11 protein-coding genes are annotated in these 16,224 nt (G+C 40.6%); 10 read left to right on the plus strand and 1 reads right to left on the minus strand.

Annotated features, from left to right (window positions below; translation table 11 throughout):
• The first annotated feature begins 16 nt into the window (after positions 1 to 16).
• Genes JEU79_RS13375 through JEU79_RS13385 form a run of 3 tightly spaced genes read left to right on the plus strand, consistent with a single transcriptional unit; the run spans position 17 to position 7,102 of the window.
• Positions 17 to 4,960: a protein kinase domain-containing protein gene (locus tag JEU79_RS13375; protein ID WP_198264505.1), complete on the plus strand. Its 4,944-nt coding sequence runs from the start codon at positions 17 to 19 to the stop codon at positions 4,958 to 4,960.
• A 15-nt stretch (positions 4,961 to 4,975) separates the two neighbouring features.
• A complete protein-coding gene (locus JEU79_RS13380; protein WP_198264506.1) occupies positions 4,976 to 6,328 on the plus strand; it encodes a protein kinase domain-containing protein in 1,353 nt (450 codons plus the stop codon).
• Positions 6,329 to 6,331: 3 nt separating this feature from the next.
• Positions 6,332 to 7,102, plus strand: a complete 771-nt coding sequence (locus tag JEU79_RS13385) for a PP2C family protein-serine/threonine phosphatase (protein WP_198264507.1) — start codon at positions 6,332 to 6,334, stop codon at positions 7,100 to 7,102.
• Positions 7,103 to 7,308: 206 nt separating this feature from the next.
• Here the strand turns inward: JEU79_RS13385 and JEU79_RS13390 are convergent, their stop codons facing one another.
• Entirely contained in the window at positions 7,309 to 8,097 is a 789-nt protein-coding gene (locus tag JEU79_RS13390) for a carbonic anhydrase (RefSeq protein WP_198264508.1), read from the minus strand.
• 206 nt (positions 8,098 to 8,303) lie between these two features.
• On the opposite strand from JEU79_RS13390, the gene rlmD reads away from it, so the two are divergent.
• The 7 genes from rlmD (at position 8,304) to JEU79_RS13425 (ending at position 16,220) form a co-directional block, all read left to right on the plus strand.
• On the plus strand, positions 8,304 to 9,668 hold the full coding sequence (rlmD, locus tag JEU79_RS13395; protein ID WP_198264509.1) for a 23S rRNA (uracil(1939)-C(5))-methyltransferase RlmD: 1,365 nt from the start codon (positions 8,304 to 8,306) through the stop codon (positions 9,666 to 9,668).
• 221 nt (positions 9,669 to 9,889) lie between these two features.
• Complete coding sequence (locus JEU79_RS13400) at positions 9,890 to 11,425, plus strand: ABC transporter substrate-binding protein (RefSeq protein WP_246540283.1); 1,536 nt, start codon at positions 9,890 to 9,892, stop codon at positions 11,423 to 11,425.
• Positions 11,426 to 11,437: 12 nt separating this feature from the next.
• Positions 11,438 to 12,007, plus strand: coding sequence for a L,D-transpeptidase (locus JEU79_RS13405; RefSeq protein ID WP_198264510.1), 570 nt, complete (start codon positions 11,438 to 11,440; stop codon positions 12,005 to 12,007).
• Positions 12,000 to 12,926: a nickel ABC transporter permease gene (nikB, locus tag JEU79_RS13410; RefSeq protein ID WP_198264511.1), complete on the plus strand. Its 927-nt coding sequence runs from the start codon at positions 12,000 to 12,002 to the stop codon at positions 12,924 to 12,926. Before JEU79_RS13405 ends, nikB begins: the two co-directional genes overlap by 8 nt.
• A 15-nt stretch (positions 12,927 to 12,941) precedes the next feature.
• Complete coding sequence (locus JEU79_RS13415) at positions 12,942 to 13,730, plus strand: ABC transporter permease (protein ID WP_198264512.1); 789 nt, start codon at positions 12,942 to 12,944, stop codon at positions 13,728 to 13,730.
• A gap of 54 nt (positions 13,731 to 13,784) precedes the next feature.
• Complete coding sequence (gene nagZ / locus JEU79_RS13420; RefSeq protein ID WP_198264513.1) at positions 13,785 to 14,858, plus strand: beta-N-acetylhexosaminidase; 1,074 nt, start codon at positions 13,785 to 13,787, stop codon at positions 14,856 to 14,858.
• Positions 14,859 to 15,059: 201 nt separating this feature from the next.
• Positions 15,060 to 16,220: a mechanosensitive ion channel family protein gene (locus tag JEU79_RS13425; RefSeq protein ID WP_198264514.1), complete on the plus strand. Its 1,161-nt coding sequence runs from the start codon at positions 15,060 to 15,062 to the stop codon at positions 16,218 to 16,220.
• Positions 16,221 to 16,224 lie beyond the last annotated feature (4 nt).

The following is a 16,224-nucleotide window of genomic DNA, read 5'->3' on the forward strand; positions in this document are numbered from 1 at the left end:
GACTCCCGTGAATTGAATGGAAATCATTTGCCCAAAGTGTCAGACATCGTATAAGAATGTCGCAGTAAAATTCAGCCATAAATCGGTACGCTGTAAAAAGTGTCAGCACCGCTTTACGGCTATTGATAGCAGTTCCCCGCAAGAAACTCAATTATACCCACCTGAGCTTATACCTGATCCTACATCTTATTCTAAATCTGATCCTACATCTTATTCTAAATCTGATCCTATACCAGAAGGAACAATCGATCCCCAGGAAACACGTCTGGCTGCTATGACTCATGAGAGTCAAACTGAATCAACAAAATCATTAAGCGATCATCTGCGTGGTGATAAGGCTAAGCGTGAGTCAACACTCAGTGTATTACTCAATTTAGGTTCAGAGCAGTTTTTCGATGAAAAAAAATTATTATCAGGTGGGGCGACAGATTGGCAAGCAGGAGATGTTTTACTTGATCGTTATGAAATAAAACGACTTTTAGGTGAAGGACAATTCGGCCAAGTTTTTCAAGTACGACATCGTGACTGGGGCTTAGACCTGGCCTTGAAGACGCCTAAGCAAAAAGCCTTATCCGCAGGCTTTGAAAGTATAGAGAAAGAAGCTGAAACCTGGGTGAATCTGGATTTACACCCCAATATTGTTAATTGTTATTATGTTCGTCGTATCGATGGTATTCCACAAATTTTTAGTGAATACGTTGATGGTGGCGACTTAAAAAACTTATTGAATAGTGGGCGTTTATATAAAACTGATCCTGACAATACTTTATTATCGATTCTTGATATTGCCATTCAATTTGCCTGGGGATTAGAATATGCCCATCAGCAAGGTTTAATTCATCAAGATATAAAGCCTGCTAATGTGATGATAAGTTCAGAAGGTATTGTAAAAATTACTGATTTTGGCTTGGCCAAAGCCGGTGCAATGCTGGTCAATAATAAGCAAAGCTTAGTCGTTGCGGGAATGGGCATGACTCCGGCCTATGCATCCCCAGAACAACTGGCCGGCAAACCATTGACTTGGCGTACTGATTTATGGAGTTGGGGCGTTTGTGTTTTGGAGATGATGCTAGGCTATTGCTCTTGGGAAGCCGGTTCAATAGCTCCCGCAATATTGGATGCGTATAAGAAAAAACAACTGGATGAAAATCCGGCATTAGCATCTATCCCCGACGCATTATATGACTTATTAATGGCTTGTTTTAATGAGGATGAATCCAAACGTCCAGACAGTCTTCATGTTGTTGCTGATACCTTAGTGCAAATCTATAATACACTATCCGAAAAAAAATATAATAAAATACAGCCTCAGGGTGGTATAGGAACAGCCTCCAGCTTAAATAATCAGGCCATTTCATTACTGGATTTAGGTCAGAAAAATGAAGCGGTAGATGCCTGGAATAATGCTTTATCTATAGAGCCAGGGCATTTTGAAAGCCTGTTTAATTTCCTCTTTTATCAATGGAAATACGAAGGTTTAGAAGAACAAGACTATTTACAGAAAATAGAAATGTTGTTAGAGAATCGTCATAAAAGCAATATTTCTAAAAGCGATCTTCCTAGAAATAAGGCTCAACAAAAAGCAAGAATCAAGTTCGCATTAGCAAGTTTATACTTACACTTTTCATCATTTAAAAAAATACTATCGCTCTATCTCACTGAAAAAAATCCTTTACAGTCCTTAGCTGATTTATCCTATGAAAATGAGAAAAAAATCGTAGGGCTAGCCTTATGTGAGCAATATCGGCTTGATAAAAACGCCCCACATTGGCAATTGATTGCTAATTGCTTGAAAGATGTTATTGCAAGCAATGCTTCTGATCCCTATACAAATACAGCTTATACTTTGGCTTTACAACGAAGTGGCCAAACACGCTTGGCAAACAAGTTCTTTAAGGCCAGTTCAGCGATGGGTATCATTCCCAGGCAATTAAAACAGGCTGTTGCTCTTTTTCTTCCGGGTTATGAAGTACTTTATCGCATTGCAAAAAAGAGTATCAGTTTTTCTCAATTTGTAAATAATGATGAAAATATTGTTCTCAATCAAGGGAGTCGATTATTTCTTTGGAGTATAAAAGCTAAAAAGACGCTGAGAGAAATGTGTGGGCATATTGGAAAAATAACGGCCTTTTGCATCAGTAGTGATGAAAAACTACTATTAACCGGTTCTGATCAGGGTGATGTAAGAATTTGGTCAATGCAAACGAGCGAATTACTGCACGTTTGGTCTGCCCATGATGAAGCGATTAATGCGCTACAAATTTCTGCCTGTGGACAATATGTTTGGACAACGTGTAATGACAGTCTATTGTACTTATGGCAGGTTGATAAGAAACAGCGCTTAAATTCATTCTATGGTGAAGGCCATAGTGGTGAAATTATGGCCATACATTTATCTCCTTTTGTTGGCTCCTCAGCGTCTGCTATAGAAGACACTTTAGTGCCTAATGGGCTGATTGCTTCTGCATCAGCCGACAATATCATACGTATTTGGGAGCTTGTTACAGGAAGAACTTTAATTCTTTTGTCGGGTCATAGCATGCCCGTTGGTGCGGTTCAATGGCTTGATGAAACTCACGTCTTATCAGCAAGCTATGATAAAACTATTCGCTTATGGGATATTAGCTCTGGTCAGTGTCAGAAAGTCTACAAGGGCCACCAGGGTATTGTTAATACTCTGAAAGCAGCCACAGAAGGTCACTTTTTTCTCTCCGGCAGTAGTGATGGTGACTTGCGCTATTGGGATATCAAAACAGCATCGTCCTTTACCTTAACTCAATTCAATAGTGCTATTAGCCATATTAGCTTAGATCATTCTAATCACTTTGCTAGTGTAGTGACCTTATCCGGTGTGCATATTGTAGAAACTAATAATATTTATCGCTATCATGCTACTTATTTATTTTCCTTGCCTGAATCGGCAATGGAAATTGATCAGCTGTCACGCTTATTTGAGCAGAGTATCAGTCAGGCAAAAGCGGCATTGGATAAAAACAAAATTGCAGCAATCGCTCATGTAGAAAATGCCCGTGCTATTCAAGGTTATGAGCGTGATTATAGTGCTTTTAAATTTTGGGCGGGTTTCTATCTTTATTTCCCCCGGATAAAGTTAAAAGATGTTTGGAAATATAATGAATTAAAAGCGCATCAGGCTAGAGTATTGGCCTTAGAATTATCACCCTCAAATCATTTCTTATATTCACTGGGTCAGGATCAATGCCTTTATCAGTGGGATATTCAGAGTCAAAAAAAGAAGCGGATTTTAGAGCAACATCAACAGGCAATTAATCTTATCAAAGTCAGTGATGATGGTGCAGCCATATTACTTGCCTGTGGAAAAAATATTTTTCTTAAAGATATTAAAACGGCTAAACAACTATCATTGTTTAGCCATCATAATGCTGATGTATTAGCGATGACGCTCACGGCTGAAGGACGTTTTTGTTTGTCTTGCGATGATCAGGGTAAGTTTTATTTATGGCGCTTATTGACCGGCGAAATGATGGCGAACTTGAGTGACAAAAGCCATCATGTTGCGGTTGTTAATATTACTCAGGATGGCCGCTTCATTTTAACCGGACAGCGTAATAATAATCATATTGCATTATGGGATATCGCCACGGGAAAAGTAGTCGATCAATTTTCAGAACATGACAATATCGTCACGAGTATAGCGTCTACCACGGATGGTTTATATTTCGTTTCTGCCAGTGCGGACAGTAGTTTACGTTTATGGAAAACTCAGTCCAGCCGGACAAAATCACTGCGGGTGATGAAAGGGCATAGCCAACGTATTAATCAGGTTTGTATTGATGGACAAGGGAAAATTGCTCTGTCGGTCAGTGATGACAAGTCACTGAGGATATGGAGTTTAGCCAGTGGTGAATGCTTGTATGATTTTGAACGTATTGATACTAAAGATACGAGCATTAATATTAGTCTTGATGGGCAATTTGCATTTTCTGGTGATGCACAGGGCTCGATTATGTTTTGGTGTCTGGATTGGTTTTTAAAGAAAAATATTCAATTGGAATGGAATCATGATGCAGACATCTATCTGCAAAACTATTTTTCTACACATAGCAGTAAAGAGCCCGTTAAAGAACTGAACAATATTCGTCGATTGCTAAAGTATGCTGGCTTTGGAGCGATGAATGATAATGAAATTAACATGCAATTGCTGCATTTTTCACAAATAAATATAAATACGCTATTGCCTGGCAGTCGATTAAATTCACCAAAAACCACTTTAAAACAGGGTGTCAATAAAAAACCAATACGGTCAAATAAATTGACTTATGTCATGCTGTTTTTTATTGTATTTCTGGGCTTAATCTTTGTGACTATCGACCAGCCTATCGAAGAACCGCAGCGGGAGACATTAACACTTAATGTCTCTGAGCAAAACACCATTAATAATATGATGGATTTAATTATTCCTCTTGCCAGACTAAATGAAGCCGCTACGTTTGTGAATGGACGGCTTGACAGAAGCACATTACTGGTACCATTAAATATGAAAAATTTCAGGCAACGTTTTCAATTGGGTGAAAACACGCTTGTCGATGACTGGAATAATAAATATATTTATAAGGGAACTATCACCGGTCCATTTAGAGGACGTATGATTTTACGTTCTGCGGGCAGGGATCAGCAACTTAATACCGAAGATGATCTCTTGCTAACGGGCTTTCCTCATTGGCGCTATCTGGAAGTAAAAAGAAATAATGTGAGCTTGTTAAAACTGTCAGAAATAAAGGTGCGTTATGATATTGAGTCAAATCTGAAAGAAGTATTGCCCGAAAATGATCGAGATCATGTCATCGAAGAAAATAATGATGATGCTGAGCTTATTAATAATGGACTCGATAGTGAAAAGAATGAACAATTAGAAACCATTGATGAGGGAATAGAAGTTATGATCCCTCCCGAAGATAAGCGTCCCGTTCTTGTTGAATAATAGGATTTAGACATATTGAATAAAATATCAATTAAAGTAATACATGGACAATTAAAGTCAAAAGAATTTGTCTTTGAGGAACGTACTACCTGTATCATTGGTCGGGCGATAGATAATCATATTCTGTTGCCGGATGATCAGGCGCATAGCACGATTTCTCGTTACCATTGTTTATTAGATATTAACCCACCCGATATTTGTATTCGTGATTTTGGTAGTTTGAATGGCACTTTTGTTAATGGCGAAAAAATAGGTCAGCGGGAAATAGATGCTGACTTAATCAAAGCCAAACAATTAATTTATCCTGAATATGATTTAAAAAGTGGTGACCAATTTAAAATAGGTGAAAGTGTCTTTCAAGTTAGTATATCGGGTTCTGAAAATTTAGTTGAAAAAATAGAAAATGTGTCAACAGTTGAAGTTGATCCCTTAGATAAAATTAATCTGTTGATGAAAAAGGCCGATGATGAGCAACCGGATCTGCTGGCTATAAAGGGCTTCAATATTATAAAAAAAATAGGCAAGGGGAGTATGGGGGCTGTTTATCTGGCACATAAAAAAAATAGTTCAAGTAAAGAACCGTCTGATATTGCTTTAAAAGTAATGTTGCCAAAAGTACAAAGCAATCCCAGAACCCATCAACAATTTATTCGCGAAGCGAAAAATACCCGTTTATTGAAACACGATAATATCGTCAGAGTGCATGATGTTGGTTGCAATGATGACACCTATTTTTTTACCAGTGAATACTGTGAAGCAGGTAGTGTCTCTCAGTTAATACGAAAAAATGGTGGCAAATTACCCTTGTTTTTAGCCTTAAAAATACTCATCAATATACTTGATGGACTTGAATATGCACATAATATAAAAATTCCTATGCTGGTTTTAGCTGATGGTAAGAAAACATCGGCAGTCGGTTTGGTGCATAGAGATTTAAAACCCGGCAATATTCTTCTGACAAAAAACAAGGGGGAATTACAGGCAAAAATTGCTGATTTTGGTTTGGCCAAAGCTTTTGATGTGGCAGGGCTGAGTGGCAGAACGGCAACCGGTGTTTCTGCGGGGACACCTTTTTATATGCCTAGACAACAAGTGATTAACTTTAAGTTTGCCAAGCCTGAAGTGGACGTTTGGGCTGCAGCAGCGACTTTTTATCGCATGAGTACTGGTCGCTATCCACGACGTTATAGTAAAAAAACCGATCCCTGGCTCACCACATTAAAATCACCTGTCTCACCGATTCGTACTTATGATAAGTCTATACCTAAAGCCTTAGCCAAAGTAATCGATAAGGCTTTACTCGAACAACCCGATTTGTTTTATAAAAGTGCCATTGATTTTAAACTTGATTTGTTAAAAGTGATTTAACTTATGACTAATAATTTATTATCTGTTATTAACATTAAAGCATATGCCGGTCTGTCTGATCCTGGACTGGTGCGTAACAAGAATGAAGATAATTATGCGCTATTGCCTGAGCAAGGATTGTTTTTTGTTGCTGATGGTGTCGGTGGTATGCCATCGGGTGATATTGCCTCAATGCTGGTGCTTGAAGTGTTGCCATCTTTAATACAGCAACGTCTTGAGCAACAGCGATTATTTAAACATGATGAGGTCATAGTCTGTTTACGACAGGCAGTGATCGATTTGAGTAATCGCTTGTTAGCGGAAAGTCAGCATCATGCCAGCTATAGCGGCATGGCTTCAACATTGGTGTTAGTGCAGTTCTTACAAGATCGACTCTATGTGGTGCACTTAGGTGATAGCCGTGCTTATTTGTTAAAAGATAAGACTTTATCCCAAATAACCTGTGATCATACTTTAGTGAGAGATTTAGTACAGGCGGGTGCGATTACAGAAGAAGATGCCTTAACACACCCCGGGAAAAATCAATTAGTACAGTATATGGGCATGGAGCTTGCCCCGAATCCAGATGTGAATACCTTGTCTATCTGGTCGGGAGAAAAAATATTGCTGTGTTCTGATGGTTTGACTGATATGCTGAGTGAACAGGAGATTGCTCAGATATTAATAGACAATCCTAAGCCTGATAAAGCCTGCCAAATCTTGATTGAGTCGGCTAATGCTGCTGGTGGCAAGGACAATGTGACTGCAGTTATTGTTGATTTAAAATCGGGCTAGATCAGCGTTAGAGAGTTAGTGCCTATCCGTAAATAGGTTTTTTATATAAAGAACCGTAGGGTGGGCATGGCTTTATCTGCCCACGCTGACTCAAGCGCTTATTATGTACACTTTCAGCGTGGGCACAAAAAGCGTGCCCACCCTACGGTCAAAATTATCAAATAATTCTAGAATAAACGGATGGACACTCTTTATTTAAGCACTCTTTATTTAAGTACAGTACGTGCATTTAAGGGTTGAACCGGACGACTATTAGGGTGTTGTAGCGCTGTCCTGAACACATTCAGCTGACGTTGAGACATCCCCGGTCTGGACTGCATGACAATCCATGTGACGCCTTCGGTACACGGTGGTGTTGTTAAAGAACCATTGTAACGAAAGTAATTTTTTACTGCTTTTTTACGCTCAAATAATTGTGTATCCTGAGCGCTTAGGCGTGATGAACCACCGACTTTCATCGGCATATTTTTCAGTAATGGAAGCAGGGCAAGGTTATCTAAACCAGGTTGATACAAGAGTGATACAACGGCTAATTCATTGTCATCGCTCACATGCACAAAATGCGCTTCTAAAGGATAGCTGACGCCATCAATTTGATTTTCACTGGGGCTATGAAAATGAAATTGCTTCAAGAAGAATTCTTTGTCATCAAATTTTATACTGCCCCCAGAACGAATATTAACCTGAATTGAATGCCCCGTGTTAACAATATTTTCCGGCACTAACATGGCATAATCAAATGCGATGGGTTTGAGTTTGGCTTTGACGGCACGGCTGATATTCTCCGGAGACTGATTCTTGCCCTGTTTACAAGTAAGAAACTCAGAGGAAAGCTCAGCCCAGTGGATAGGGCCCGTATCACCTTGATAGGACCAGTGAATGGGTGCTTTCTGTGTTTTATTGTCATCATTATCACTACTAGCAGAAACTAATAGAGGACTAATGAGTAGGGCAGAAGCAAGAATTGAATAAAATGATTTGCTCAATACTGACATGGTATAAATCCTTGTGGTTGGAATAGTTAAGTCGTTTCTTTATTAATAATGGCACAAAAATCATCAGGTTTGAACTATCGTCGCTGAAAAAGAGGATTAAATCTCTTTAATTAGCCTGCTTTATTCCTAAATATCTGCCATTCTGCTAAAATTCTTGCTTTACTTACCCCTTTCCCTAATCAAAGAGTTTCAGCAAAAAAGCAATTATGGCCAGAAGAAGACGTAGAGCAAAATTACCTCAAGACCCAATCACAGTTACTATCGAATCAGTCAGTCATGATGGTAAGGGGGTCTGTCATGTGGATGATATGACTGTCTTCATTGATGGTGCTTTAGAAGGCGAAGAAATCAGTTTTATTTATACTAATAAACGCAAAAATATTGGTGAGGGCAAGGTACACGAAATTATTAAGGCATCGCCCTTACGAGTCGAGCCTGAATGTGAGCATTTTTCTTATTGTGGCGGCTGTAGCTTGCAGCACCTGGCTGACGATCAGCAAATTCTCCTCAAGCAGGGAATTATGCTGGATAACCTAAAGCATTTGGGCAAGTCTGAACCTGAAACGGTGCTTGAGCCTTTGCGTGGTCCACATTGGGGCTATCGTACCAAAGCGCGATTGGGCGTACGCTTTGTGGTCAAAAAAGATAAAATGCTGGTTGGCTTTCGGGAAAAACACAGTAATTTTCTGGCAGAACTTGAGACTTGTAAAGTACTACACCCTGATGTGGGGCTACATTTAAGGGGCTTGTCTGAATTAATTTTATCTTTATCTATCTATAAACAAATTCCACAAATTGAAGTGGCCTATGGTGATGACCAAGGGGCGTTTATTGTGCGTCACCTAGCCGCATTTACGGAAGAGGATTTGCAGAAAATATCAGCCTATGCAGAAAAAATGTCCCTGCATATTTATCTGCAATCTAAAGGGCCTGATACTGTTATTCGCCTATATCCACCGCTGGAAGACGATGATAATAAGACTGAGGGTACTTTTCAAGAACTCAGTTATGCCTTGCCGGAATATGATATTGTTAATTATTTTCGTCCCACTGATTTCACTCAGGTGAACATGGAAATTAATCGTAAGATGATTGATTTGGCACTGGAATTAATGGCACCCAAGGCAAATGATAAGGTCTTGGATTTATTTTGTGGCCTAGGGAATTTTACCCTACCAATTGCTCGCCAAGTGGCGCATGTCACGGGAGTTGAAGGCAGTTCTGAATTAGTGATTCGAGCCAAAGAGAATGCTTTGAGAAATGGCATTGTAAATACTGATTATTTTGCTGCGGATTTATTTGAAGATTTCGCCACGATGAAATGGGCGCAACAGCAATATGATTGTATTTTGCTTGATCCAGCGCGTAGTGGGGCAATGGCGATTGTCGAATATCTTCCTAAGTTTGGCGCTAAGACGGTAGTGTATGTGTCTTGTAACCCCTCGACCCTAGCGCGTGATACGGAAATTATGGTACATAAGAATGGTTATACATTAGTGAAAGCTGGGGTGATGGATATGTTTCCTCATACTTCTCACGTGGAATCAATTGCCTTGTTTATGAAAAAATAGTTTGTAAAGAAATAGTGGACCCGATCAACCTGCTTTGCACTTCAAATGTAGGATGTGGTGAGGAACGAACCGCATCAATGGCTTTAAACAAACCTTTTTGATGCGGTTCGTTCCTCACCACATCCTACAAGTGTAAAAATAAAGGGCTTATTTGATCTGTCCCGAAATAGTTCGTATAAAATTAGTTTTTATTGAGGGATTGCTTTTAATGGAGAAACACTGTGATTAAACGGATTTTGCTCATCATTCCCAGTTTCTTTTTTCTATTCATATTATTTGCATGTACTGATGAACAGCATGATGAGCCGGAGGCGGATATTATTCGTTTTGGCCTGACCAGTGCGCCGGTCACATTGGATCCGCTTCAGGCTACTGATGCGACTTCTGCCCGTATTAATCGCCTCATTTATCAACGTCTGGTTGAATTCGGGGCAGATAATAAGCCTATTCCCGGCATTGCTACCTGGAAACTATTAGATGCAAAACATTATCGTTTTACTTTAACGGGAAAATCGGTTTTTCATCATGGCCACGTTTTGACTGCAAACGATGTCAAAGCGACTTATGATGCACTGCTCGATCCAAAAACCGCCTCCCCCCATCGCAATGCTTTAAAGCATATTTTACGCATAGAGGTATTGGATGAGCGTACGCTTGATTTCTTTTTAACCCGTTCAGATCCTCTTTTCCCAGCTTTTTTAGCCGTGGGTATTTTACCCGCTGATGCGCTTAAACAAGCACATACTTTTAATCAACAACCGATTGGTAGTGGTCAATTTGAGTTTCTTCGTTGGCCGTTTGACGGACAGTTATTTTTACGACGAAAATCTGATCAGCAAGTATTTGAGTTTCTTAAAGTAAAAAATCCGACGGTGCGAGTGTTAAAACTTCTCCGAGGTGAATTGGATTTAATTCAGAATGATTTACCACCTGAACACATTGCTTTTCTAAAAAGTTCGGATGAAATTCAATTTTTAACTGAGTCAGGTGCTAACTATAGTTATCTCGGCTTTAACTTGCAGGATAAAGATACCGGGCAACAAAAGCTGAGAAGTGCAATCGCCTATGCTTTGGATAGGGATAAAATTATTCAGTATGCTTTAGGTAATGCCGCGCAAAAAGCCAATGGTTTTTTCCCTGCTCAGCATTGGGCAGGAGCACGCTTAAAAAGCTATGATTATGATCCGATTCGGGCAGTGGCTTTGATGTTGGAACTGGGTTATTCAGAAAAAAAGCATCTCAAATTAGTGTATAAAACATCCAGTGATCCTTTTCGTATTCGTATCGCAACGATTATCCAAAGTCAGTTGAAAGATATCTTTATTGATGTGGAAATACGCAGTTATGACTGGGGAACATTTTATGGTGATATTAAAAATGGTCAGTTTCAAATGTATAGCTTAACCTGGGTGGGCATAAAGACACCGGATGTTTTTCGGCAGGTGTTTCATAGTCACTCATTACCCCCTGAAGGGGCAAATCGGGGACGTTTAAATAACCCAAAAATTGACCAAATGATAGAACTGGCGGAACAAGAAATGGATTTGCAACAGCAGGCAAATTTATATCAAATCCTGCAACAGGAATTGCATCAAGTATTACCCTATGTATCCTTATGGTATGAAGATAATATTGCTTTTTATCGTAAAAATATTCACGGCTATCAGGTTTCTCATGATGGTAATTATGATGGCCTGAAGAACGTTTATCGCTCCTTAAACAAAACAAACAAAATAAACAACAAGCAAAAGGATTAGGCTGAAGCATCTATGCACAATAAAAATACTTCACTCATAAAACCGACACGCTATGTGTTTGTTTCGATAGCAGAACAAAGGCTGTTATTGATAGATAATGATTCAATTGAATTTGATGTCAGTATTGCCACTGGGAAAAATGGTGCGGGTGAACAGTTTGGCAGTGAATGCACACCACGAGGCTGGCATAGTGTGCGGGCAAAAATCGGCCAACACTGTGCTGAAAATACCGTTTTTGTGGGTCGTAGACCCACTGGTGAAATTTACTCTGAACACCTGCAAGCAGAGCATCCGGGGCGAGACTGGATATTGACCCGTATTCTTTGGCTTAATGGCCTAGAACCAGGTTTTAATCGTTCTGGCACTCAGGACACGATGCGGCGATATATTTATATTCATGGTTGCCCTGATAGCCATCCCATGGGTATTCCTAGCTCTCATGGTTGCATAAAAATGCGTAACTCAGACATGATTGAGCTCTTTGATCGCATTGATGTGGGCATTGCTGTGCTGATTAGCGAAGATAAATTTTCCAGTATTGCTCAAGAGCATGACATAGCGAACAACGTCCCAGATGCATAATTATATTCTTAGTCGTCTTGCCAGTGCCTTGATCGTTATCTTGGGAGTAGTTTGTCTGGTTTTTTTGCTTATTCACATCGTACCGGGCGATCCAGTAGAGGTGATGTTGGGTGAATCAGCAAGCGGGGCTGATCGAGAGGCATTACGTCATGCTTTAGGCTTGGATCTACCATTATGGCAACAGTTTTTTTCTTTCCTGAAAGGTTTGCTTTATTTGGATTTGGGCACGTCCTTACATTCTAAACAGGCCGTTGTGGATTTAATTGCCAGCCGAATGGGGCCGACCATCGAATTGGCGCTTGCATCACTAGGGGTCGCTTTTATCATCGCTTTTCCACTGGGGATTCTTGCCGCGCTGAACAAAGATCGATGGCTTGATGTCGGAGCAATGAGTTTTTCTTTGCTTGGGGTGTCTATTCCCAATTTTCTCATGGGTCCCTTATTAATTCTACTGTTTTCAGTGTTTCTGGGTTGGTTTCCCGTGAGTGGCAAGAGTGGTATTGGCTCTTTGGTTTTGCCGGCATTAACACTTGGCACAGCATTAGCCGCAGTGTTGTCTCGGATGATTCGCGCTTCATTATTGGAAGTCTTAAACGAGGACTATATTCGTACGGCACGGGCAAAAGGGCTTTCTAGACTGCGTATCATTGGCGTGCATGCATTACGCAATGCGCTATTGCCGGTGATCACATTGATCGGTTTGCAAATCGGTGCATTATTGGCGGGAGCCGTTATTACCGAAATTGTGTTCTCCTGGCCCGGACTTGGGCAACTCACGATAGAAGCGATTCAAAAGCGTGACTATCCCGTCGTGCAAGCTTGTATCTTATTGATCAGTACCACTTATGTCGTGATCAATACGCTGACGGATATTGCCTATGGCATGCTGGAACCGCGCATCAGACTAGAGCATGGATAAGGGGCAGGAATAATAATGAAACTGTACTTTTCCTTAGGTATTTTAGGTCTGTGGCTATTGATGGTTATAAGCGTACCCTTTATGAATTTACAGCCCAATGAAATTGCCCTAGAAAAAATCTTACAGATGGGTGATTCTACTTCATTTCTGGGCTATGATGATTTAGGACGCTCTATCATTGATCGTTTGCTAACAGGGGCTTACACTTCCTTTTTAGTGACGTTCGGAGTGATATTTATTTCTTTGCTACTGGGCACGGCTATTGGCGTGATCAGTGGCTATGTTGGCGGTCATTGGGATCACTTTATTATCCGGGTGATAGATATTTTTATGGCCTTTCCGGGGATTTTATTAGCCATTGCCTTAGCAGGCTTAATGGGGCCGGGTATCAGTAATGTGATTATTGCTTTGAGTGTTGTTGGCTGGGTGGGCTATGCACGGCTTTCCAGAGCACAGGTGATGGCCATTAAACAACGTGAACATGTGCAGTCAGCCAAAGCATTGGGTGCTTCTCATGCACGTATTATTGGCTTTCATATCCTACCGTTGATTGTTGCGCCCTTAATCATTGAGTTTACCTTTGGCATTGCCAGTGTGGTGATTGCTGAAGCAGGACTGTCTTTCTTAGGCTTGGGTGTACAAGCCCCAGAAGCCTCATGGGGCAGTATGATTCGTGATGGTAGTCAATATCTTTTGATGGCTCCACACATGGTCTTAGCACCGGGTTTGGCATTGATGCTGGTGGTTTTAGCCGTTAATCTGCTCGGCGATGCAGTACGGGATAAATTGGATGTAAAAAGTTAATTGCGTATCTGAGAATAGTGACAACAATAATGACAGCGTTTTAAGGAAATAAATATGACATTAGGTCCCGTTATGGTGGACATTGCAGGTCAAGAACTGACTGCAGATGACAAGGCTTTATTAATGGATTCCTTGGTTGGCGGGGTGATTCTTTTTAGTCGCAATTATCACTCGCTCGCACAATTAGAACAATTAGTGACTGACATACAAAGCCTAAAAAAACCACGCTTATTAATTGCCGTGGATCAAGAAGGCGGGCGGGTGCAACGTTTTAAAGATGGCTTTACCATTTTGCCTGCGATGCGACGCTTTGGTGAAATATATGATGCTGATCAAAAAACAGCCTTGGAACTGGCTCAACATTGCGGCTGGCTAATGGCCAGTGAAGTCTGTACAACCGGTGTAGATATCAGTTTTGCACCGGTGTTGGATATTGATAAGGGAATCAGTTCAGTGATCGGTGATCGTGCCTTTCATAGTGATCCCTTTGTCGTAGGGAAAATCGCTCAGGCTTTTATTGCCGGTATGAACGAAGCTGGTATGCTGGCTACGGGCAAGCATTTTCCCGGTCATGGTTCGATTGCCGCCGATTCTCATGTGGCCATGCCTATTGATGAGCGTCCCATGCGGGAAATTGAAATGGATGACTTGAAACCTTTTCAATTCATGATTGATGCGGGCATTAATGCCCTGATGATGGCACATGTGATTTATTCACGAGTTGATCCGCAGCCAGCTGGTTTTTCCAGTTTTTGGATGAAAACCATTTTACGCGATAAAATGCATTTTCAGGGTGCTATTTTCAGTGATGATTTATCCATGGAAGGGGCAGTCATTGCCGGTGACTATCCGCAACGAGCAAAAGTTTCTTTGGAGACCGGCTGTGACATGATCCTAGTGTGCAATAACCGTGCAGCAGCCTGGGATGTGGTCAAAAGCCTGCACGGTTATGAAAATCCGGCATCGAGTCTGCGCTTAGCGCATTTACATCACAAGCAGGCTAAAACGCGTGATGAACTGGTGAAAGAACCACGTTGGAAAGAAGTGAAAGCCATGCTGGATAAGTATGTTGATGAGCCATCGATGAACCTACTTGACCCAACTAATTATCCTAAAATAATCAGTTGAATCGTAGCGAGAGCGACTTAGGTGCTGAAGATTAAGAGTTTTACAGGTTATTTTGGCTTTATTCGTAGTCACCCTACGGGTGAAGTCAAAATGTTCTGGAAAATCCTTAAGATTCAGTACATAAGGCGGTCGCAGTAGGTTCAACTGATTTTTTTAGGATTATGCTAACTAAACCACTTCATAAATCAATAAGGAGTACTTATGGAATCAGCTGAGTTTGAGTTAAAACAGTGGCTGTTACAATTGGAATTTTTACGGGGTGATGGGCTGTGGGTCACGGAAGCTTTTTTGATCATTGTCATTGCATTGATGTTCAATTTTTTCCAAAAGCGCATGATTCATAAACTGTACACGAAATTAAAAACCACCAAAAATCCTTGGGATGAAGCCTTAATTGAATCCCTAGCCAAACCTATCTCGGCATTTATCTGGCTGTGGGGCATTACCATTGCTGCCAACGTGATGGCGGATGCCAACAATGTCAGTATCTTTGATAACCTGGTCAAACCCACCCGACAAGTCGGTGTCATAGTGATACTCACTTGGTTTGTGTTGCGTTTAATTATTCGCGTGGAACGCAATCTGATTAAAATAGGCCGTCAAAAAGAAGACAATTATGATGTCACGACGGTACAGGCAATTACCAAATTGTTTCGTGTATCGGTTGTTATTACCGGTGCATTGATCATGATGCAAGAATTGGGTGTCAGTGTTTCTGGTGTGCTGGCTTTTGGTGGAATTGGTGGCATGGCCATTGGTTTTGCGGCAAAAGACTTGTTGTCGAACTTCTTTGGTGGACTGATGCTTTATTTAGACAGACCTTTTGCTGTAGGGGATTGGATTCGTTCACCTGATCGCAGTATAGAAGGCACAGTAGAGTGTATTGGCTGGCGACTGACAATCATTCGTACCTTTGATAAGCGCCCCCTCTATGTGCCAAATTCCACCTTTGCCAGTATTTCAGTGGAAAACCCATCACGCATGACTCATCGACGCATTAAAGAAACCATTGGTATACGCTATGATGATAGCGCTAAATTGGAAGTCATTTTAAATGATGTGCGAGCAATGCTGAAAAATCATGATGAAATTGATAGTAGGCAAACCTTGATGGTTAATTTTAATGAATTTGCCCCCTCATCTTTGGATTTTTTCATCTATACTTTTACTAAGACAACCAATTGGATTAAGTATCATGAGGTTAAGCAGGATGTGTTATTGCAAATTTTGCAAATCATTGAAAAGCATGGTGCAGAAGTTGCTTTTCCAACCTCGACTTTACATCTTAATGGTGACTTAGGTTCGAATAATCATAGCCTTGGTATTAATAACGATGGCATCAATAACCCTATCAACAAATAATATA

Origin of the sequence: sulfur-oxidizing endosymbiont of Gigantopelta aegis, from assembly GCF_016097415.1 — a bacterium.
Lineage (GTDB): Bacteria > Pseudomonadota > Gammaproteobacteria > GRL18 > GRL18 > GRL18.